Here is a 20004-nt window from a genome sequence, read left to right on the forward strand (position 1 = left end):
ATGGTTTCTTAGATCGTGGACGGTGCGCGCTTGTCGGACAGCGAGTCCTGCTCGGCTTTGTTGAGCGGCTCGATCTTGCCGACAATCACAAGATAGCTGAATGCGCCCAAAAAGCAGAAGCCGCCCGCCACGCACAGCGGAATGACAAACGAACCCTTGGTGATCGACAGCATGACGCCGGTGAACGTCGTGATGACGATGCCCGCCAGGTTCGACGCGAAGTTCTGAATCCCGCCGATCGAAGCGACGTGATCCGGCGTCGGGGCGACGTCGCTCGGCAGCGACCAGATGCTTGCAGCCGCGAAAGCCAGCGAACCGTAGGCGATGCCGAAGAACGCGAGCATCAGATACGTGTTCTCAGTGAACGCGCAGAGCGTGATGACCGAGGAGAGCAGCATGCCGCCGACCATGCAGGTCTTGCGTGCGGCGGTGAGGCTCCAGCCGCGCTTGAAGAGCGAGTCCGACACCCAGCCGCCGAGCCAGCCGCCGGGAATGGACATAAGCGCCGGAATCGTGCCGAGCGTGCCGAGCGATTTCAGCGAGAAGCCGTGCGCCTGAACGAGATAGCTCGGGAACCACGTGATGAAGAAGTAAATCACGAAGTTGAGGCAGAAGAAGCCGAGCATCATGCCCCACAGCGTGCGGTACTTGAACAGCGAGCCCCACGACACCTTGTTCTTCGGCGCGACGGGCACCGGATCGACATCGACTTCGCCGGTCAGATCGCCCTTCGACTTGTTGCGATAGATCAGGAACCAGCCAAGAATCCACACGAAGCCGATTGCGCCGGTGATGACGAACGACGCTTCCCAGCCGAACGAGCTGATGATTAGCGCGACGACCGGAATGGACAGTGCGGAGCCGACGCGCGAGCCGCTATCGAAAATACTCGTGGCGAACGCGCGCTGGGCCTTGGTGAACCATTGCGACACCAGTTTCGCGCACGAGGGATACGCGCCCGCCTCACCGATGCCGAGCATCAGGCGGCAGCCGAACATGCCGGTGACGCTCGTCGCGACGGCGGTGAGCGCCGTGAACACGGACCACCAGCCGACCGCCAGCGGCAACGCGATGCGCGCGCCGACGCGATCGACGAACCAGCCAAACGGCATCTGCATCAGCGCGTAGCTCCAGAAGAAGCCGCTCAGGATGAAGCCCATTTCCGCCGGGCCGATGTTGAGCGCCTTCTCGATCTGCGGCGCGGCGACCGCTAGGTTCGCCCGGTCGATGTAATTAATCGCAATGGCCAGAAAGGCCAAAAATATCACTACCCAACGCATCTTCCGCATCGTTCGTCTCCTCAGTGAAGCGGCACTTCGTTCATATGGCCCTTGCGCGCTTTTGGCGCGGTGGGGCCGTGATTGGAAAAAGGAATCTGTCGGGCACGTTCCGCTTTCTCGGGCGGGTTCGCGCGGCGGTTTAGCTGGCGTCCGCGTTCAGCGCGTCGCGCAGCCGTTTCTGTTCGATATCGAGTTTGAATTCACGAGCAAGATCGATGACAGGCTGAAAGCGCCGTACCTTCTTTTCTGCGTGATTACGCGCAATGTCCGAGAGCCGGTGCACGAGGAACGGATTCTCGAAGCGATCGCGCACGTTCGCCAGATATTCGGTCGCAACATCGTGCTGGCCGAGCGCCGTGAACACCGGCAGCACTTCGTCGCGCCAGACGGCTTCGAGCGGCTCGCGGAAGGCCGGATCGCGCATCGCGTCAAGGACGGTCATATCGGCGGCGCCGTCGCGGGTGCGCCAGATTTCGGCGAGCATCGTGTGGCCGAGATTCAGCAGCAGGAGTTTGAGGCGCTCATAGTGCGCAAGATCGTCGGTCACGACGATGTCTTCGTGCTCGCAAGGCAGCACCATGCCCGCCTGGCGCTCGATGGCCCACAGCGCGTAAGGCTCGGCAATCGCGCCGACCGGCAGAATCGGCTCCGACACGATGCGGTCGACGAGCGAATTGACCCAGATGCAGTCGGTCGTCAGATAGCGGATGAACGCGTCGTCCATCTGCCATTTACGAGCGATGCCGGCGACGAGATCGCGCAGCGTGTCGCCGTTGCGCGAAATCAGTTCGCACGGCAGCAGCGTGATCGGCGCCGCGCCGGCGCTAAACCGCGCGTGCAGCAGAACCGCGAGCTTGGCGGCGAAGCCGCGCGGGGTACGCTGGCCGTCGAGCAGACCGGCGGTGTCTTCGTCGAAGAGCGCGTAGCCCGCGTCGGCGGTGTTCGAGACGATCACTTTTACATCGCGCTGAATCCGTTCCATCAGCAGCGGCCAATCGTCGTTGGCGTGCAAAGCTTCGGTGATTGAATCGCATTCGACCGTCACGTCGATCGTTTCGTCGCGGCGGCGTCCCCGAATGCGCACCGGATAGCGGCCGGTCGCCTTCAGCGCGTCGGTGCGCGCGCGACTGTCGGCGCTCGACGTCGTCTGCACGACGGTGATCTTGCCGAGCGCGCTGGCCGGACTGCGCCGCGCCGCTTCAGTGACGAAGAAATCCACGTGCGCTTGCAAGAAACGGCTCGTGCCGAACTGAAGGATCGGATTGCTCATGAATGCGTCGCTCGGGGCCGCTCCGTGCATCGCGTGCAGACGGCGGCGAAGGTTGTATGGGGGCGTTTCTGTTTGGAAACGGTTCCAACGCGATACAAAAAAATTAGACCGCGTGGCCTTACCAGATTGCATACTAGTGGCTTGCATCGAAATTGGTCAAGCCACTTGTAAACGTAAAAAACGGTGGGAACGCCCGCCGCACGGTGCGTCAACCCTTCGCCTGATTACAATCCACGTTTTCCCCGAGCCCTGAGGAGCCTGCCCGTGAGTGTGAAACCAGCCGAAACGCGCCGTCTCTACCTCCAGATCGCCGACAAGCTGCGCGGAATGATCGGTCAGAGAGACTTCGCGCCGAACGGGCGGCTGCCATCCGAGCGGGAACTCGCGCAGACGCTCGGGGTATCGCGGCCATCGGTTCGGGAGGCGCTCGTCGCGCTCGAACTGGAAGGGCGCGTCGAGATTCGCATGGGTTCGGGCGTCTATATCTCCGCAACGCCGACGGCCAGGCCGCCGAGCACCGAGGCGGAACTGGGCGAAAGTCCGATCGAGATCATGAATGCGCGCAGCGTGATCGAAGGCGCGATTGCGGCGAGCGTCGCGCCGTTCGCCAAGCCGAAGGCGCTGAAGGCGCTGCGAGCGGTCTATGAAACGATGGCGCTCGAAGTCGAAAGCGGTCAGATACCGATGACCGCCGATCGTGCTTTTCACGTCGGCATCGCGCAGATGTCCGGTAACGACGTGCTGGTGCGCACCGTGGGCGCGCTCTACGACGAGCGTCACAGTCCGCTGTCATCGACGTTGCGGGGACATTTCGAGGGAGAAGAGACCTGGGCCGCGGCGCTGACGGAGCATCGCGACATTCTGGAAGCGCTCGAAGCCCGCGACGCCGTGCAGGCTCAGGCGGCGATGCAGCGGCACATGCGCAATTCCGCCGCGCGGCTGATGACGCGGCGCAAAGGCTGAAGCCGGCGCGTCCTCGGAAGACGGGCCGGCGCCGGACCTCCGGGCGTGTCAGCCCGGATAGGCTTCATCCACCTTCAGGCCCGCGAGCTTGAAGATCACGCGCAGAGTTTGCGGCGCGATCTCCCGGCGCGAAGCGAGCGTCGTCAGCACGAAGTCCATTACTTTGGCGTACTTGAGCATCGTGAGACACGTCTCGATGTCGGTAGAGCCATCGCGCATCGACTCGGCGATCCGCAACATCTCCACGGAGATCTCTCGCGCCATCTCGAGTTCGAGTTGCTGCTTTTCGCTCCACGCGGGCATCTGGGTCAGTGCCGCGAGCATCTCCTGAAACTGTTTCTCTGCTTTCTTGTCCGGGATCGCATCCATCGCCGTCCTCTCTTGATCATGGCGCCGGCGAGTCGCATCGCCGCGCTGTGCGTTAGTGTGTTACGTAACAGAACCGGACGCGGTGACGACGCTGACGTGTCGAGACGCGGCTCGTTACTGACTATGTGTTTCTGCGTGCTGCATCGGCGCGTGGCAGCCAGTGACCACACGTGTGTGCCGTCTGTCGCAATGGTCCCATTGTCAGACGATGCACGATCCGTTCCATGCGCTGGTTGTGACGCATAGGCCGATAATTCGATGGCCGGAACAGAGCGTCTCTGCGCTTTTCGGTAAACTTCCTCTTTTCAGACGCAAGAACCAGCGGTTAGCGCACATTCAGCGCGAACATGCTCCGCTTTTCATCAACCAGTCACTGATCACGATGGCCAAGAAGTCCCCCGCGTCGGTTCCCGGCACGTCCGAACCTTCCGACAAGCACGAAATTCGTCCCGGTCAATCGATCGAACTGCTGAAGGAATTGCACATCCTTACGCGCGACGGCAAGATGAACCAGGACAGCCGCCGCAAGCTGAAGCAGGTTTATCACCTGTTTCAGTTCATCGAACCACTTCTATCCGATGTGCATCAGCATCAAGGCTCCGTATCGCTCGTCGATCACGGTGCGGGGAAGTCATACCTCGGGTTCATTCTCTACGATCTCTTCTTCAAGTCTCTGCGCGATCGGTCACACATTTATGGCATAGAGACGCGAGAAGAGCTGGTCAAAAAGTCGGAGGAATTGGCGGCACGGCTGGAATTCGACGGCATGTCGTTCCTGAACCTGTCGGTGGCCGAATCGACCGGCTCGGATTTGTTGCCCGAAACGGTCGATATCGTCACCGCATTGCACGCGTGCAACACCGCGACCGACGACGCTATCCACTTCGCTCTGCAGAAGAAAGCGAAGTACATCGTCGTGGTGCCGTGCTGTCAGGCCGAAGTCGCTTCGGTGCTGCGCAAGCGCAAGGGGCACTCGCTGTCGAAGAACGTGCTGACCGAAATGTGGCGCCATCCGTTGCATACGCGCGAGTTCGGCAGCCAGATCACGAACGTTTTGCGATGCCTGCAACTCGAATCCCACGGTTATCAGGTCAGCGTGACGGAACTGGTCGGCTGGGAGCATTCGATGAAGAACGAGCTCATCATCGCCCAGTTCAAGGACTTGCCGCGCGGGCGTCCGGCGCAGCGGCTATCGGAAGTGCTGGAAACGCTCGGCCTCGAGGAACTGCGCGAGCGCTTCTTTGCGTAGTTCAGCGTTTGTCCATCCACGCCTTGAAGCCGTCGTGGCCGAGGCGGCGCAAGGTTTCGATGTTGCGCTCGTAGATGTCGGCCGCGTCGGGAAACGCGGCGGCCGCGCGATCGATGCTCGCCTCGCGCAGCAGATGAAAGATCGGATACGGCGCGCGATTCGTATAGTTGTCGATGTCGTCCGGCTGCGTGCCTTCGAACTGATAGTGCGGATGGAAACTCGCGATCTGCAATTCGCCCGCCATCCCCATGTCGTTCAGCAGGCGGTCGGCAAAAAATAACACGTCGTTGTACTCGCTAAAGTCCGCGAACGCGTGCGGTGTGACGAAAAGCGTCGTATCGATGGCTTCGGGATCGCTGTCACGCAAAAGACGCAATTCGTCCGCGAGTTCCACCACTGTGTCTTCCACGGTCCTCGCTTCAGTCACGACATAGCGAATCTGTCCCTTTACATGCACGCTTTTGGCGAACGGGCAGAGATTGAGGCCGATCACCGCGCGCGTCAGCCAATATTCGGTGGCTGCGATGACTTCGTCGCGGGTGCTTGCATCCATCATGAGTTTTCCTGATTACCTTGCTCGATGCGATTCGAACCGCACGCCGCATCGATCAGCGTGCGCGCAATGCGTGGGGCAGCGCACAGTGGCCCCGATCCGGGACCGTAAGTTTGACTCGTCGCGTAAACGCCGTCGACCAGCAGCGCCAGCGATTCTGCCAGTTCCTGCGGATTGTCCGCGCCCGCCGCCTGCGCAATTTCCAGGAAGCGTGACATTACATAACCTTTGTTCCGATCGACGAGTTGCCGCGCCGGATGCGCCGGATCGCCGAACTCACACGCGATGTTGACGAACGGGCACCCGCGATAATTCGGCGCCGACGCGCGTTTCACCAAATCTTCGAACGCCTGAACGAGTTGTTTCGCGGGCTCGCTCGGATGCTTCGCCATGCTCGCTTCGAAGCGCCTGCGAAAGCCGTCGTCCATGCGCTCCAGGTACGCGACCACGAGTTCGTCCTTCGACGCGAAGCGCCGATAAAGACTCATCTTGTTGACGCCCGCGCGCTCGACAACGGCATCCACGCCGACCGCGCGAATGCCTTCGCGGTAAAACAGCTCCTGCGCCGCGTCGAGCAGTTGTTCCTGCGCGGTCGCGCCATCGGTGCGAACCTGGCGGCGAACTGTTGATTTAGGCTGATCGGCGGATGATCGTGTCAAAGCAGTTCCTCGAAATATGCATCGGCCTTGACATGTTACCGATCGGTAACTAAGCTCGCAACTCTGATGTGACAGAGCGGTCACGAATATCAACGAAACATAACGAACCGGAGCGGCGATGAATTGGGTTGCGAGGCGGCTGAACGGCCGGATGCATTACGGGTGGGTGGCGGTAGGCGTCGTTTTTCTGGTTCTGCTTGCGGCGGCTGGCACGCGCGCGACGCCGAGCGTCATGATGCTCCCGCTCGAAAAGCAGTTCGGCTGGTCGCGCGGCACGATCTCGCTCGCCATTTCGATCAATCTCGCGCTGTACGGCCTGACCGGCCCGTTCGCCGCCGCCGCGATGCAGCGCTTCGGCGTGCGTCCGACGCTGCTCGCCGCGCTCGCGACGCTGGCTGCGGGCGTCGGTATTTCGTCGATGATGACCGCGCCGTGGCAGATGGTCATCGTGTGGGGCGTGATGGTCGGCGGCGCAACGGGCGTCGCGGCGCTCACGCTGTCGGCGACCGTGGTAAATCGCTGGTTCACGACGCATCGCGGTCTCGCGATGGGTATCCTCACCGCAAGCTCGGCAACCGGCCAGCTGGTGTTTCTGCCGTTCCTGGCGGCGCTGTCCGAACATCACGGCTGGCGGCCCGTGGTCTTCGTCGTGGCGGCAGCGACCGCGCTCGTGCTGCCGCTCGTCGCGTGGCTGCTGCCCGAGCGTCCCGCCGACCTCGCGCTGCGCCCCGTCGGCGAAACGGCCGAAGCGCCGGCCGGTCCCGCGCCCGCGCCCAGAAATCCGATCAAGGTGGCGTTCGGCGCGTTGTCGTCGGCGAGCCGGACGCGTGATTTTTGGCTGCTCTTCTTCAGCTTCTTCGTGTGCGGCGCAAGCACGAACGGCTATGTCGGCACGCACCTGATCGCCATGTGCTCGGACTACGGCATGACGCAAGTGCAGGGCGCGACGCTTCTCGCCGCGATGGGCATCTTCGATCTCTTCGGCACGACGCTCTCCGGCTGGCTCTCCGATCGCTTTAATGCGCGCTTTCTGCTGTTCTGGTACTACGGCTTGCGCGGCTTGTCGCTGATCTATCTGCCGTACGCGTTCGGCATCGATTTCTTCGGTCTGCCGCTCTTCGCGGTGTTCTACGGGCTCGACTGGATCGCCACCGTGCCGCCGACCGTGCGCCTCGCCACCGATGTCTACGGCAAGGAATCCGCGCCGATCGTCTTCGGCTGGATCGTCGCGGGGCATCAGCTTGGCGCGGCGTTCGCGGCGCTCGGCGGCGGCATGCTGCGATCGAGCCTCGGCAGCTACACCGTCGCGACGATGATCTCGGGCGGCCTGTGCCTCGTCGCCGCCGTCGCGGTGCTGCGCATCAACCGGGCGGGACGGCCGGTCGGCGTGGCGGCAACCTGACGCGCGCATCCTTGATCTATGCTTGTCGTCGGAGCGGCGCGCCTCTCATCGAAGCGCGCCGCACGCCTTCCAACGAACGAGGACTCACGCCATGAGTGCGAAACCCGCTCCGACCGATGTCGACATCCACGAACTGATCGCCGGCCGCTGGAGTCCGCGGGCGTACGACGACAAGCCCGTCGAACGCGCGCAGTTGCATCGGCTGCTGGAAGCGGCGCGCTGGGCGCCGTCGTCGAACAATCTCCAGCCGTGGCGGTTCATCGTCTTCGATCGTCATCGCGATGCAGCCGCGTTCCAGCGCGCATTCGATACGCTCGCGCCGTCCAACCAGACATGGAACGCGAACGTGCCGGTGCTGATCTGCGTCGCGGCGTCGACCCTCACGCCCAAAGGCGAGCCGAACCGCACCGCGACTTACGACACGGGCGCGGCGTCGATGGCGCTCGTCCTGCAGGCGCACGCGATGTCGCTCGCGACGCACCAGATGGGCGGCTTCGACCGCGACGCGTTCCGCGCGGCCTTCTCGATTCCCGAAGACGCGCAACTCATCGCGATGATCGCAATCGGCCATCACGGCGACGTAAGCCAGCTCGACGACGCATTGCGCGAACGTGAAGCCGCGCCGCGCGCGCGTCGTGCGATCGGCGAAACGGCGTACGACGGCGCGTGGGGCAAGGCGTTCGACTGAACGCGCGCCGGCGTCAGTGATCGTCGGCGGCGGAAAGCGGACGCGCCACGTCTTCGAGCGATTTGCGCTCCGCCGCCACGCCCCAGATTCCGGCGACGATCGCCGCCGCAAGCATCAGCGCCGAGCCGATCAGATAGCCGGCGAACACCGCGCCTCGTTCGTGCGTGTCGATCAGCCGCCCGAACAGCGTCGGCCCGATGATCCCGCCGAGCGCCGTGCCGAACGCATAGAAGACGGCGATCGCGAGCGCGCGGATTTCGAGCGGGAAGGTTTCGCTGACGGTCAGATACGCCGAGCTCGCTGCCGCCGATGCGAAAAAGAAAATCACCATCCAGGCGATGGTCTGGGTCGTGACAGTCAGCAGCCCTTGCGTGAACATCCAGCCGCTCAACGTCAGCAGCACGCCGGAGACGGCATACGTGAATGCGATCATGCGGCGCCGGCCCAGCACGTCGAACAATCGGCCGAGCAGCACCGGGCCGAGAAAGTTGCCGGCGGCGAACGGCAGCAAATACCAGCCGACGTGGTCGCCCGGCACGTGATAGAAGTCCGTCAGTACGAGCGCGTAGGTGAAAAAAATTGCGTTGTAGAAGAACGCCTGCGCGGTCATCAAGGTCAGTCCGACGAGCGAGCGCCGCCGATGCGCGTCGAACAGCGTATGCGCGACTTCAGCGAGCGGCGTGTGGTCGCGCGCATGCAGCCGCAGCAGCTTGCCGGGCGCACGCGCGATCTCGACGCCTCGCTCGTGAAACTGCGCTTCGATTGCTTCGACGATGCGCCGCGCTTCGTCCGCGCGGTTATGCGTGATGAGCCAGCGCGGGCTTTCCGGCACCCACATCCGCATGAACAGCACCGTCAGGCCGAGCAGCGCGCCGATCAGAAAGCATGCGCGCCAGCCCCAGTCGGGCGGCAGCATCGCGGGATCGAGCAGGACGATCGATCCCGCCGCACCGACGCCCGCGCCCACCCAGAAGGTCCCGTTGATCGCGAGATCGGTCCAGCCGCGCAGCCGGGCGGGCGTGAATTCCTGGATCGTCGAGTTGATGGCCGTGTATTCTCCGCCGATGCCCGCGCCGGTCAGAAAGCGAAACAGCACGAACGAGGCGAGATTCCACGAGAACGCCGTCGCGGCGGTCGCGGCGACATAGAGGAAAAGCGTGATAAAAAAGAGCTTGCGGCGTCCGAGGCGGTCGGTGAGCCAGCCGAAGCCGAGCGCGCCGAGCACCGCTCCCGCGATATACGCGCTCCCGGCAATGCCGACATCCGCGTTCGAGAACTGCAGTACGTGGCTGGTTTTGAGTGCGCTTGCCACCGCGCCCGCCAGCGTCACTTCGAGGCCATCCAGCAACCATGTGACGCCGAGCGCAAGAACGATCAACGTATGAAAGCGGCCCCACGGCAGGCGGTCGAGCCGTCCGGGAAGATCGGTCTCGATGATGCCGGGCTGGTCGCCGGACGCATCGGCCGAACGGTTCTCTTGCGGTGCGGTGGTCTCGTTCATGAAGTGGGGGCGTCCCGTAGTCGAAACTGCACGGCGAGCAAGGTGCATTCCGCTCTTGTGAGACGAATCGCACTGGTTGATATTTATCCCGACCGCGATTGATACGCTTCTCTGGACGTGTTAAAAACGCCGTCCATATTTTTTGATATGCGGTGTTGCAGGCTGACGCCGCCGCGACCTCCATGACCTACTGCGCGATCGATTTCGGCACGTCGAATTCCGCCGTTGCCCTGCCCGACGGGCTGCAGATGCGACTCGCGCCCGTCGAGGGCGACGCGACCACGCTGCCAACCGCCGTCTTCTTCAATACCGACGAGAACAACCAGTCGTACGGCCGCGCGGCGCTCGAGGCGTATATCGACGGGTTCGACGGCCGTCTGATGCGCTCGATGAAGAGCATTCTCGGTTCGCCGCTCGCCGACAACGTCACCGATCTGGGCGACGGCTCCGGCATCAAGTACACCGACGTCATCACGCTGTTCCTTCAGCATTTGAAGCAGAAGGCGCAGGCGGTGGCCGCCGAGCCGCTGACGCGGGCGGTGCTGGGCCGCCCGGTGTTCTTCGTCGACGACGACCCGCGCGCCGACCGCATGGCGCAGCAGCAGCTTGAAGCGTGCGCACACGCCGTCGGCTTCCGCGAAATCCACTTCCAGTATGAACCGATCGCGGCTGCGTTCGACTACGAGGCAAGTCTCACGCAGGAAGGGCTGGTGCTGGTTGCGGATATCGGCGGCGGCACGTCGGACTTTTCGCTCGTGCGCGTCGGCCCCGAGCGTGCGCGCCAACTGGAGCGCAAGAGCGATGTGCTCGCGCATCACGGCGTTCACGTCGCCGGCACGGATTTCGACCGGCGCGTGGAACTGGCGACCATTCTGCGCCAGCTCGGTTATCAGGCGCTCGACCCGCAGGGCCGCGAAGTGCCGAACCGCGTGTACTTCGATCTCGCGACCTGGCATCTGATCAACACGGTCTATGCGCCGAAGCGCGTCGGCGAATTGCAGCTGATGCGCCATCTCTATGTCGAGCCGCGTCATCACGACCGGCTGATGCGCGTCGTCGACCGGCGGCTCGGGCACGCGCTCACCGCGCACGCGGAGGAAGCGAAGATCGACGTATCGGCGGGCGGCGTGACCGAGATCGACATGGAGGAAGTCGAGGAGGCGCTGCGCGTGCCGTTCGACGAGCAGCAACTGATCGACGCGGGGCACGACGAGACTCGGCGGATCGTGGAAACAGCGCTGGAGACGGTCAAGCGGGCGGGTGTCGGCGCGGCGGACGTCGGCGCGATCTACTTCACCGGTGGCACCACCGGCCTGCGGTTCCTGTCCGACGCACTGTCGGCGGCGTTGCCGGGTGCGCAGCCCGTGTTCGGCGACCGGCTGGCGAGTGTCGCCAAGGGCCTCGGCATTTATGCACAACGCGTATTCGCCTGAAGATTCAGCACAGCGCGAAACCTGCGCTCCAATGAAAAAACCCCGCGTACGCGGGGTTTTTTCTGAACTCAGCAGCCTTAGGCCGGCTTGATGTTCGCAGCTTGCTTGCCCTTCGGGCCCGTCTTCACTTCATAGGTCACCTTCTGGTTTTCCTGAAGCGTCTTGAAGCCTTCGATGCGGATTTCCGAGAAGTGCGCGAACAGGTCTTCGCCGCCGCCATCCGGGGTGATGAAGCCAAAGCCCTTTGCGTCATTGAACCACTTGACGGTACCGGTTTCCATATTACTTATTCCAAAAAATTTGATGAGTAAGGCCGAAGCCAGGGGTGCATGAAAATCAAGGAAGGGGCAATGGGACCAACCGGAGTACCGTAATGGCGAACTACGAAAGAACCACTTCACTCGCCACTTGAAATCCTGCAAGAAGGTTTATACGGCTAAACCAATTCGCGGTCAAATAATATCCGACAACTCTGAGGGGGTTTTTTGAGACAGCCTGCGCCCCCGCAAACGTGCCCCGTTCTTCGCTGGACTTTCGTCAGATGGTCTACAAAAAGCGTGCTTTCCGGCAGTTTGCACTGCGTTAGAAAGGTGCAACCGTTAAACTACGCGCCTTCGTTGAGAAGGGTTGCACCAGCGTCGCTGGATCGCCGGAACGGTTGCCGGCATCCCGGCGGATGCGGCCGCTTAGCCGTGTTCGACTCGCGCGCGACGCGAGACATTGGAGAGGATAGTGAAGAGTTCGATTCAAAGAAATATTGGACCGTTGGCGCTGATGCTGACCGGTCTTGGATCCATCATCGGTTCCGGATGGTTGTTCGGAGCCTGGAAAGCCTCGCAGATTGCCGGCCCCGCTGCCATTTGCGCCTGGGTGATCGGCGCGGTCGTCATTCTGGCCATCGCGCTGACGTACGCGGAACTGGGCGCGATGTTCCCGGAATCGGGCGGCATGGTGCGTTACGCGCGCTACTCGCACGGCGCGCTCGTCGGTTTCATCGCGGCGTGGGCGAACTGGATCGCGATCGTTTCGGTCATTCCGATCGAAGCGGAAGCTTCCATCCAGTACATGAGCACGTGGCCGTACGAATGGACGCACGGCCTGTTCGTCAACGACACGCTCACCACGAGCGGCCTCGCACTGTCCGCGTTGCTCGTCATCATCTACTTCATGCTCAATTACTGGGGCGTGAAGGTCTTCGCACGCGCGAACACCGCAATCACGGTCTTCAAGTTCCTGATTCCGGGCGCGACCATCGCCGGCCTGATCTTCTCCGGCTTCCATTCCGAAAACTTCGGCACGGTGTCGAACTTCGCGCCTTACGGCTGGCCTGCCGTGCTGACGGCCGTCGCGACGAGCGGCATCGTGTTCAGCTTCAACGGCTTCCAAAGCCCGGTCAACCTGGCCGGGGAAGCGCGTAATCCGGCGCGCAGCGTGCCGTTCGCGGTGGTCGGATCGATTCTGATCGCGCTCGTGATCTACGTGCTGCTGCAAATCGCGTACATCGGCGCGGTGAATCCGAGCGACGTCGCGCTCGGCTGGAAGCACTTCCACTTCGCATCGCCGTTCGCGGAACTGGCGATCGCGCTGAACCTGAACTGGCTGGCCGTCCTGCTCTACATCGATGCCTTCGTCAGCCCGAGCGGCACCGGCACGACCTACATGGCGACGACCACCCGCATGATCTACGCGATGGAGCGCAACAACACGATGCCTAAGATGTTCGGCAACGTGCATCCGTTCTACGGCGTGCCGCGTCAGGCGATGTGGTTCAACCTGATCGTCTCGTTCATCTTCATGTTCTTCTTCCGCGGCTGGGGCACGCTCGCCGCAGTTATTTCGGTCGCCACGGTCATTTCCTATCTGACCGGCCCGATCAGCCTGATGGCGCTGCGCCGTTCCGCTCCGGATCTCGACCGCCCGCTCACGTTGCCGCTGATGGGCCTGATTGCGCCGTTCGCGTTCGTATGCGCATCGCTCGTGCTGTATTGGGCGAAGTGGCCGCTGACGGGCGAAATCATTCTGCTGATGGTCGTCGCGCTGCCGGTGTACTTCTACTTTCAGAGCAAGACGGGCTTTGCCGGCTGGGGCCGCGATCTGAAAGCCGCGTGGTGGCTGATCGGCTATTTGCCTTGCATGGCGGTAATGTCGCTCGTCGGCAGCAAGGAGTTCGGCGGCAGCGGGCTTCTGCCTTACGGCTGGGACATGGCCGGCGTGGCCGTACTTTCGCTGATCTTCTATTACTGGGGCGTGCACACCGGGTATCGCACGGATTACCTGGCTGAGCGTGAAAGCCGCGAGGACATTCTTCACGAAGTCGGCGCTTAACTTCCCGCTACGATGAAACGAAGCCCGCCTGAGCGATCCGGCGGGCTTCTTTGTTTTGCGAGCCGGATCAGGCGTCCGAAAAGACGTAGTTCGTCATCGCGAGCGCGCGCTGGAAGGTGCCGAGCGATTGAACCCCAAGCCGATAATCATCCGATGCCGCGCCGAGCGCGCCGAAGACCGGCAGCAGATGCTCGTCCGTCGGGTGCATCAGCGCGGCGTGCGGCGCGCGGGCGCGATAGTCGAGCAGGGCGTCCATATTGCGGGCGGCAAGTTGCGATTCGAACCAGTCGGTGAATTCGACGACGCGCGGGTCCGCATCTTCCGGACGCGCGCCGAAATCCGCCATGCGCAGGTTGTGCGTGATCTGCCCGGAACCGACGATCATTACGCCGTCGTCGCGCAACTCGCGCAGCGCCCGCCCGACGTTGAAGTGATGCGCGGCGTCGAGGCGCGGCTGAATCGACAATTGCGCGACGGGCACGTCGGCGTCGGGGAACATCAGCAGCAGCGGCACCCACGCGCCGTGGTCCAGCCCGTGGTCGGTTGTCGAACTGGCGATTCCGTGCTCGCCGAGCAGCGCGGCGGCGCGTTTCGCGATATCCGGTGCGCCCGGCGCGGGATAGCGCAGTTCGTAGAGCGCGCGCGGGAATCCGTAGAAATCGTGGATCGTGTCGGGGCGCTCCGCGACGCTCGCAACCGGCTCGGCAGTGTTCCAGTGCGCGGACAGCATCAGAATGGCGCGCGGACGCGGCAGCGTCGCGGCGAGCGAGGCAAAACCGGCGGACGGCATCGACGGGTCGATCGGCAGCGTCGGTGCGCCGTGGGAGATGAAGAGAGTAGGCAGTCGGGTCATCGCAGCGAATCCAGAAGTGGTTGCTACCAATGTACGACTTTCCGAATCGTCGATAAACGGCAGCGCGGGCAACGGATTGTGTCCGCGCTGTTTCCAATCAGTCGACTTCGCCGTGCATTCCCTGCCAAGCGGCCGCTACCGGCTCCGACACGCCGAACAGATCGATCACGCGGGCGACGGTGTGATCGACCAGTTCGTCGATAGTTGCGGGCTTGTGATAGAACGCCGGCAGGGGTGGAAAGATAACGCCGCCCATCTCGGTCACCGCCGTCATGTTGCGAAGATGCGCGAGGTTGAACGGCGTTTCGCGCACGAGCAGCACCAGCCGGCGACGCTCCTTGAGAACGACATCGGCGGCGCGGGTGATGAGGTTATCGGAGAGACCGTGCGCGATGCTCGCGAGCGTGCGCATCGAACACGGCGCGACGATCATGCCGTCCGTCGCAAAAGACCCGGACGCGATGCTCGCGCCGACATCGCGCACGTTGTGGACGACATCCGCGAGGGCGTGGACGGCGGTTTTATCGAGTTCGAGTTCGTGCTGAATGTTCAGCCAGCCCGCGGCGGAGACGACCAGATGTGTCTCGACCCCTGGCAATCGGCGCAGCGTCTCGAGCAGGCGCACGCCGTAGATGGCGCCCGTTGCGCCGGTGATCGCGACGATGAGCCGTCGCTTCACGGCAGCGGGCGCATTCACGTTCTGATAACTTGCAAGCGGCTCAGGCAGCGGCGAAAAGCTGCTGGAGTTCGCCCGATTGATACATCTCCATCATGATGTCCGATCCGCCGATGAACTCGCCCTTCACATAGAGCTGCGGAATCGTCGGCCAGTTGGAGAACTCCTTGATGCCCTGACGGATGCCTTCGTCTTCGAGGACGTTGACCGTCATGATCTGATCGACGCCGCACGCCTTCAGCACTTGAATGGCGCGGCCGGAAAAGCCGCACATCGGGAACTGCGCCGTGCCTTTCATGAAAAGGACGACCGGGTTTTGATCAACGATCTGCTTGATGCGTTCTTGCGTATCCATGGCGTTCCTGCGCTGTAATGTCGGTTGGACTCAGGTCTCGAAATGATAGCGGATTTCGCCCGCGCGGTTCTGCGCCGGACTCAGGCGGTGAACGCGCCGCCGCTCGTGCGCTCGATGCCCGCCAGATCGCGAATCGACCGGACACCGGTAAAGCCGCGCGCCGTGAGCAGGCGGCGCACGGCGTCGGCCTGATCGTAGCCGTGCTCGATCCACAGCACGCCGTTGGGCGCGAGCAGCAACGGCGCGGTTTCGACGATCACGCGTATCGCCGAGAGGCCGTCGGCGTCATCGGTGAGCGCGCCGCGCGGCTCGAAGCGCAAGTCGCCTTGCGTCAGATGCGGATCGTTGCTGGCGATATACGGCGGATTGCTGACAATGGCCTCGAAGCGCAGCGACGGATGGAGCTTGGCGGTCCAGTCGCTCTCGATAAACGTCACGGTGCGCGCCGGATCGAGCAGAGCGCGCGCATTGCGCCGCGCGACGTCGAGTGCGGCGGGCGAGCGGTCGACGGCCCAGACGCGGACATCGGGCCGGGCGTGGGCGATCGAAATCGCGATTGCGCCGGTTCCGGTGCCGAGATCGAGCACGCGCGCGTTCGGCGTGCCGGCGATGGCGTCCAGCGCCGTTTCCACCAGCAGTTCGGTTTCCGGGCGAGGAATCAGCACGTCCGGCGACACTTCGAACTCCAGACCGAAGAACTCGCGCTTCCCGGTCAGCTGCGCGATCGGCTCGCCGTTCAAGCGCCGCTGCGCCAGCGCCTCGAAACGCTGCACCGCGTGCGGATCGAGCGGCTCGTCGTCGCGCGTGATGAGTTCAGTGCGACGCCAGCCCAGCACGTGCGTCAACAGCACGCGCGTTTCCAGCGCGGGGAGCAACGAAGCGCGCTGCAATTGCGCGACCGTCGTCACTCGGCGTCCCCGAGCGCCGCGAGCAGTTCCGCCTGATGCTCGGAAACCAGCGCGCCGATCAGTTCGTCGAGATCGCCGTCCATGATGTATTCGAGCTTGTAGAGCGTCAGGTTGATGCGGTGATCCGTCATGCGCCCTTGCGGGAAGTTGTAGGTGCGAATGCGCTCGGAGCGATCGCCCGAACCGATCAGGCTCTTGCGCGTCGCGGCTTCCTTCGCGTGCTGCTCGTGATACTGCTTGTCCTTGATGCGCGCGGCGAGCACCTTCAGCGCGCGATCCTTGTTCTTGTGCTGCGAGCGGTCGTCCTGACATTCGACGACGATGCCCGTCGGCAAGTGCGTCACGCGCACGGCCGAGTCCGTCTTGTTGATGTGCTGTCCGCCCGCGCCCGATGCGCGGAACGTGTCGATGCGCAAATCCGCCGGATTGATCACGACTTCGCTGATCTCATCGGCTTCCGGCATCACGGCGACGGTGCACGCGGAGGTGTGGATGCGCCCCTGCGTTTCGGTCGCCGGCACCCGCTGCACGCGATGCCCGCCCGATTCGAACTTGAGCCGCGAATACGCGCCCTGACCTGCGAGCCGAACGATCACTTCTTTATAGCCGCCGAGGTCGGACACGCTTTCGGACATCGTCTCCGCGGTCCAGCGGTTGCGTTCCGCGTAACGCAGATACATGCGCAGCAAGTCGCCCGCGAACAGCGCGGATTCGTCGCCGCCTGTGCCCGCGCGGATTTCGATGAAGATGTTGCGTTCGTCGTTCGGATCTTTCGGCAGCAGCATCGTCTGCAAGTCGCCTTCGATCTTCGCCATGCGCTCGCGCGCCTCGCCGATTTCCTCTTCGGCGAAATCGCGCATCGACGGATCGGCGAGCAGTTCCTGAGCGGTGGCTTCGTCGTTGAGCGCCTGTCGCCAGAGCGCGTATTGATCGACGATAGGACTGATTTCCGCGTGTTCGCGCGTGAGCTTGCGATACTGGTCCATATCGGACGTTACGTCTTCGCGGCTCAGCAGTTCATTGAGATCGACCTGCCGTCTTGCAAGCTGGTCGAGCTTGCTTTGCATGCTCGTTTTCATCGGGCGGGGATGGAGCCTGCGCTCCAGGAAAGACTGCAATCGGAAAGCGCCGCGCGGGGCCGCGCGGAGCATTTGAGAATAGCAAAGAGGACGCCGCTAACGGTCCGACGATTCGGACGACGATCCGTGGCGGTAGAAGCCGCTCATCAGGTCGATGAGCTGGTCGCGCTCTTCACGGCTCGCACGGTTGAGCGCGTGCGTCGGGCCATGAATGAGCTTGTTCGTGAGCGATTGCGACAGCGCTTCGAGCACGGCGGAGGGATCGTCGCCGCGCGCAAGCAGCTTGCGCGCGCGTTCGACTTCCGCGCGGCGCAAGGCGTCCGCCTGCGTGTGCATGTGGCGGATGACCGGCACGATGCTGCGCGCATCAAGCCACTGCATGAAGTTCGCCACGCGCGTCTCGATGATCGCCTCGGCCTGCGCGACGGCGGCCTGTCGCGACGCGTTGCCTTCGCGGACGATCGCGCCGAGGTCATCGACGGTATAGAGGAACACGTCCTGCAGATTGCCGACTTCCGGCTCGATGTCGCGCGGCACGGCGAGGTCGACCATGAAGATCGGACGATGCCGCCGCGCCTTAACCGCGCGCTCGACCGCGCCGAGACCGATGATCGGCAGCGTCGACGCGGTGCACGACACGATGATGTCGAACTCGTGCATGCGCGCGGGGAGGTCGGACAGCGGAATGGCGCGGCCGTTGAAGCGTTCGGCGAGCTTTTCGCCGCGCTCGGCCGTGCGATTCGCGACGACCAGTTCGCGCGGATTTTGCGCGGCGAAGTGCGTCGCGCAAAGTTCGATCATTTCGCCCGCGCCGATGAACAGCACGCGCTGGCTCGACACGTTTTCGAAGATGCGTTGAGCGAGGCGCACGGCGGCGGCGGCCATCGACACTGACTGCGCGCCGATTTCCGTCGTCGAGCGCACTTCTTTCGCGACGGCGAAGGTGCGCTGGAACAACTGGTTCAGATACGTGCCGAGCGCGCCTGCTTCCGACGCGGTGCGAACGGCGTCCTTCATCTGGCCGACGATCTGCGTTTCACCGAGGACCATCGAATCCAGCCCGGACGCGACGCGGAAAGCATGGCGCACGGCTTCCGACTGCGGCAGCGCATAGACGTGCGGCGCGAGTTCGGAAACGGGCAGATTGTGGTACTGCGAGAGCCAGTGGACGGCGGCTTCGCGGGCGGCGATGTCGTCGGTGGCGCAGTAAAGTTCGGTGCGGTTGCAGGTCGAGAGGATGGCCGCTTCCGGCGGCGCCTGGACCTTCGGGCCGAGCCAGACGTCTTTCAGTGCGGAGAGGGCCGGCTTGATCTGTTCGAGCGGAAACGCCACGCGTTCGCGCAGGGCGACAGGCGCAGTGTGGTGATTGATTCCGATCGTGAGGAGCTGCATGTAATTATGCGTTCGGCCTAAGCCGTTGGCCTTTCAGATAGCCCAATATTATAGCGTTTTACGAATCCGTTCATTTATACGTGGCATTCGGGCGGCGATCGCGCGCCGCCGGGCGGCGTTTGCAGGCAAGCCGCTTTCGTCAGGCGCGACAATCGACCGCAGCGTGCTCTCAGGCGAAATACTGAGCGAGTTGGGCCGCGCGGGCTTCGAGTTCGGGCAGGGGCATCGCGCCGGTTTCGGCGGCGGCTTCGCGATTGCGTTCGGCGCCGGCGATAGCGTCGCGGCGTGAAGCGGCGTCATGGTGGAGATGGAAAAGCGCGGCGCGCTGGTCGGGGACGGAATGCCAGCGCACGCCGAGCCGGGTGGCGCGCGTCAGAAGGTCGTCGTCTTCACCGCCCCAGCCGACGAAGCGCGGATCATAACCGCCGACGCGCATATAATCGGCGCGCTTGAAAAGCACGATTGCGCCTGCCGTATTTTGATACAGCACTTCCATTTCGTCCGGTGATTCCGTTTCCAGATACGGTTCGAATAAAGCGTAGTTTCCAGATGTAATGAATTCTTCGCGACGCGCGTTCGCAACGTTAATCACACGTAGAAACGGGCACAGTGCATCGCTGCTCGTTCCATTTTCGAGTGCCGTGACACAACGCGTCAAATAATATGGATTCGCAATCATATCGGCATCGTGAAAGCAAATAACCTTACCCGTGCATAAGCGCGCGCCGAGATTGCAAAGTCTTGCTCTGGAAAACGGGCCGTCGTCATGGATGAAGACGTGGCGGATCTTCTCGTCGCCGAGGCCGGACCAGTGGAACGTCGGCGTCGCGTCGGCCTCGATGAGATAGACCGTGTAATCCGTATAGGTGACGCTCAGATGGCGCAGCACGCCGCGAAGGTTGTCGCGCCGTTCCTGCGTGGCGCCACGGTAGGTCACGATAAGTTCAAGACCGCCGAGGGATAACAGCCTGTTTTCGCTCATCGTACGCTGCTTCCGGAAAACGTCGATCGAAATAAGTGCTGGCAGGCAATCTTTGAAGCGATCATTG

Annotated in this window: 20 protein-coding genes; 6 read left to right on the top strand and 14 right to left on the bottom strand. The window is 63.0% G+C overall.

Going from position 1 to position 20004, the window contains the following annotated elements; all coding sequences use genetic code 11:
• Positions 1-8: 8 nt before the first annotated feature.
• Positions 9-1289 carry an MFS transporter gene (locus LDZ21_RS01850; RefSeq protein WP_035970198.1) on the bottom strand — a complete coding sequence of 427 codons (1281 nt, stop codon included), beginning with the start codon at positions 1287-1289 and terminating at the stop codon, positions 9-11.
• A gap of 130 nt (positions 1290-1419) precedes the next feature.
• On the bottom strand, positions 1420-2550 hold the full coding sequence (locus LDZ21_RS01855) for a mannitol dehydrogenase family protein (RefSeq protein WP_244793930.1): 1131 nt from the start codon (positions 2548-2550) through the stop codon (positions 1420-1422).
• A gap of 264 nt (positions 2551-2814) precedes the next feature.
• On the opposite strand from LDZ21_RS01855, the gene LDZ21_RS01860 reads away from it, so the two are divergent.
• On the top strand, positions 2815-3513 hold the full coding sequence (locus tag LDZ21_RS01860) for a FadR/GntR family transcriptional regulator (protein WP_280519417.1): 699 nt from the start codon (positions 2815-2817) through the stop codon (positions 3511-3513).
• A gap of 48 nt (positions 3514-3561) precedes the next feature.
• On the opposite strand, the gene LDZ21_RS01865 is transcribed toward LDZ21_RS01860, so the two are convergent.
• Positions 3562-3882, bottom strand: a complete 321-nt coding sequence (locus LDZ21_RS01865; RefSeq protein ID WP_035970196.1) for a hypothetical protein — start codon at positions 3880-3882, stop codon at positions 3562-3564.
• Positions 3883-4264: 382 nt separating this feature from the next.
• Between LDZ21_RS01865 and LDZ21_RS01870 the strand changes: the two genes are divergently transcribed.
• On the top strand, positions 4265-5131 hold the full coding sequence (locus LDZ21_RS01870; protein WP_244793931.1) for a class I SAM-dependent methyltransferase: 867 nt from the start codon (positions 4265-4267) through the stop codon (positions 5129-5131).
• A gap of 1 nt (position 5132) precedes the next feature.
• Here the strand turns inward: LDZ21_RS01870 and LDZ21_RS01875 are convergent, their stop codons facing one another.
• Positions 5133-5687, bottom strand: coding sequence for a DUF1415 domain-containing protein (locus LDZ21_RS01875; protein ID WP_244793932.1), 555 nt, complete (start codon positions 5685-5687; stop codon positions 5133-5135).
• Entirely contained in the window at positions 5684-6343 is a 660-nt protein-coding gene (locus LDZ21_RS01880; protein WP_244793933.1) for a TetR/AcrR family transcriptional regulator, read from the bottom strand. Before LDZ21_RS01880 ends, LDZ21_RS01875 begins: the two co-directional genes overlap by 4 nt.
• 118 nt (positions 6344-6461) lie before the next feature.
• Here LDZ21_RS01880 and LDZ21_RS01885 point away from each other — a divergent pair, with 118 nt between their 5' ends.
• Complete coding sequence (locus tag LDZ21_RS01885; protein WP_035970193.1) at positions 6462-7745, top strand: MFS transporter; 1284 nt, start codon at positions 6462-6464, stop codon at positions 7743-7745.
• 91 nt (positions 7746-7836) lie between these two features.
• On the top strand, positions 7837-8433 hold the full coding sequence (locus LDZ21_RS01890) for a nitroreductase family protein (RefSeq protein WP_035970191.1): 597 nt from the start codon (positions 7837-7839) through the stop codon (positions 8431-8433).
• 13 nt (positions 8434-8446) lie between these two features.
• Here the strand turns inward: LDZ21_RS01890 and LDZ21_RS01895 are convergent, their stop codons facing one another.
• Positions 8447-9934, bottom strand: a complete 1488-nt coding sequence (locus LDZ21_RS01895) for an MFS transporter (RefSeq protein WP_035970190.1) — start codon at positions 9932-9934, stop codon at positions 8447-8449.
• 182 nt (positions 9935-10116) lie between these two features.
• Here LDZ21_RS01895 and LDZ21_RS01900 point away from each other — a divergent pair, with 182 nt between their 5' ends.
• Complete coding sequence (locus tag LDZ21_RS01900) at positions 10117-11367, top strand: Hsp70 family protein (protein WP_244793934.1); 1251 nt, start codon at positions 10117-10119, stop codon at positions 11365-11367.
• Positions 11368-11444: 77 nt separating this feature from the next.
• Here the strand turns inward: LDZ21_RS01900 and LDZ21_RS01905 are convergent, their stop codons facing one another.
• Positions 11445-11648, bottom strand: coding sequence for a cold-shock protein (locus tag LDZ21_RS01905; protein WP_016346375.1), 204 nt, complete (start codon positions 11646-11648; stop codon positions 11445-11447).
• Positions 11649-12099: 451 nt separating this feature from the next.
• On the opposite strand from LDZ21_RS01905, the gene LDZ21_RS01910 reads away from it, so the two are divergent.
• Entirely contained in the window at positions 12100-13692 is a 1593-nt protein-coding gene (locus tag LDZ21_RS01910; RefSeq protein ID WP_075583231.1) for an APC family permease, read from the top strand.
• 67 nt (positions 13693-13759) lie between these two features.
• Here LDZ21_RS01910 and LDZ21_RS01915 read toward each other — a convergent pair whose 3' ends face one another.
• The 7 genes from LDZ21_RS01915 to LDZ21_RS01945 all read right to left on the bottom strand — a co-directional run bounded on the left by LDZ21_RS01915 (position 13760) and on the right by LDZ21_RS01945 (position 19937).
• Complete coding sequence (locus LDZ21_RS01915) at positions 13760-14545, bottom strand: DODA-type extradiol aromatic ring-opening family dioxygenase (protein ID WP_244793935.1); 786 nt, start codon at positions 14543-14545, stop codon at positions 13760-13762.
• A 97-nt stretch (positions 14546-14642) separates the two neighbouring features.
• On the bottom strand, positions 14643-15242 hold the full coding sequence (locus LDZ21_RS01920; RefSeq protein WP_244793936.1) for a UbiX family flavin prenyltransferase: 600 nt from the start codon (positions 15240-15242) through the stop codon (positions 14643-14645).
• A gap of 22 nt (positions 15243-15264) precedes the next feature.
• Entirely contained in the window at positions 15265-15576 is a 312-nt protein-coding gene (gene grxD, locus LDZ21_RS01925) for a Grx4 family monothiol glutaredoxin (protein ID WP_035970186.1), read from the bottom strand.
• A gap of 80 nt (positions 15577-15656) precedes the next feature.
• A complete protein-coding gene (gene prmC / locus LDZ21_RS01930; protein WP_244793937.1) occupies positions 15657-16484 on the bottom strand; it encodes a peptide chain release factor N(5)-glutamine methyltransferase in 828 nt (275 codons plus the stop codon).
• On the bottom strand, positions 16481-17563 hold the full coding sequence (prfA, locus tag LDZ21_RS01935; protein ID WP_244793938.1) for a peptide chain release factor 1: 1083 nt from the start codon (positions 17561-17563) through the stop codon (positions 16481-16483). Before prfA ends, prmC begins: the two co-directional genes overlap by 4 nt.
• 96 nt (positions 17564-17659) lie before the next feature.
• Positions 17660-18955 (bottom strand): glutamyl-tRNA reductase, encoded by a 1296-nt coding sequence (hemA, locus tag LDZ21_RS01940; RefSeq protein WP_244793939.1) that lies wholly within the window; start codon positions 18953-18955, stop codon positions 17660-17662.
• Between the two features lie 169 nt (positions 18956-19124).
• The gene (locus LDZ21_RS01945; protein WP_244793940.1) at positions 19125-19937 is read right to left on the bottom strand and encodes a glycosyltransferase family 2 protein; all 813 of its coding nucleotides are present in this window, start codon (positions 19935-19937) and stop codon (positions 19125-19127) included.
• Between the last annotated feature and the right edge of the window lie 67 nt (positions 19938-20004).

Origin of the sequence: Caballeronia grimmiae (assembly GCF_022879615.1) — a bacterium.
In the GTDB taxonomy this organism is placed as follows: domain Bacteria; phylum Pseudomonadota; class Gammaproteobacteria; order Burkholderiales; family Burkholderiaceae; genus Caballeronia; species Caballeronia grimmiae.

What these genes read in the sequence shown, in the direction of transcription:
- LDZ21_RS01945 (WP_244793940.1), bottom strand. Translation starts at nt 19,937, where the DNA reads ATGAGCGAAAACAGGCTGTTATCCCTCGGCGGTCTTGAACTTATCGTG.
- LDZ21_RS01870 (WP_244793931.1), top strand. Translation starts at nt 4,265, where the DNA reads ATGGCCAAGAAGTCCCCCGCGTCGGTTCCCGGCACGTCCGAACCTTCC.
- LDZ21_RS01890 (WP_035970191.1), top strand. Translation starts at nt 7,837, where the DNA reads ATGAGTGCGAAACCCGCTCCGACCGATGTCGACATCCACGAACTGATC.
- LDZ21_RS01915 (WP_244793935.1), bottom strand. Translation starts at nt 14,545, where the DNA reads ATGACCCGACTGCCTACTCTCTTCATCTCCCACGGCGCACCGACGCTG.
- LDZ21_RS01875 (WP_244793932.1), bottom strand. Translation starts at nt 5,687, where the DNA reads ATGATGGATGCAAGCACCCGCGACGAAGTCATCGCAGCCACCGAATAT.
- hemA (WP_244793939.1), bottom strand. Translation starts at nt 18,955, where the DNA reads ATGCAGCTCCTCACGATCGGAATCAATCACCACACTGCGCCTGTCGCC.
- LDZ21_RS01885 (WP_035970193.1), top strand. Translation starts at nt 6,462, where the DNA reads ATGAATTGGGTTGCGAGGCGGCTGAACGGCCGGATGCATTACGGGTGG.
- LDZ21_RS01900 (WP_244793934.1), top strand. Translation starts at nt 10,117, where the DNA reads ATGACCTACTGCGCGATCGATTTCGGCACGTCGAATTCCGCCGTTGCC.
- prfA (WP_244793938.1), bottom strand. Translation starts at nt 17,563, where the DNA reads ATGAAAACGAGCATGCAAAGCAAGCTCGACCAGCTTGCAAGACGGCAG.
- LDZ21_RS01855 (WP_244793930.1), bottom strand. Translation starts at nt 2,550, where the DNA reads ATGAGCAATCCGATCCTTCAGTTCGGCACGAGCCGTTTCTTGCAAGCG.
- LDZ21_RS01850 (WP_035970198.1), bottom strand. Translation starts at nt 1,289, where the DNA reads ATGCGGAAGATGCGTTGGGTAGTGATATTTTTGGCCTTTCTGGCCATT.
- grxD (WP_035970186.1), bottom strand. Translation starts at nt 15,576, where the DNA reads ATGGATACGCAAGAACGCATCAAGCAGATCGTTGATCAAAACCCGGTC.
- LDZ21_RS01905 (WP_016346375.1), bottom strand. Translation starts at nt 11,648, where the DNA reads ATGGAAACCGGTACCGTCAAGTGGTTCAATGACGCAAAGGGCTTTGGC.
- LDZ21_RS01895 (WP_035970190.1), bottom strand. Translation starts at nt 9,934, where the DNA reads ATGAACGAGACCACCGCACCGCAAGAGAACCGTTCGGCCGATGCGTCC.
- LDZ21_RS01865 (WP_035970196.1), bottom strand. Translation starts at nt 3,882, where the DNA reads ATGGATGCGATCCCGGACAAGAAAGCAGAGAAACAGTTTCAGGAGATG.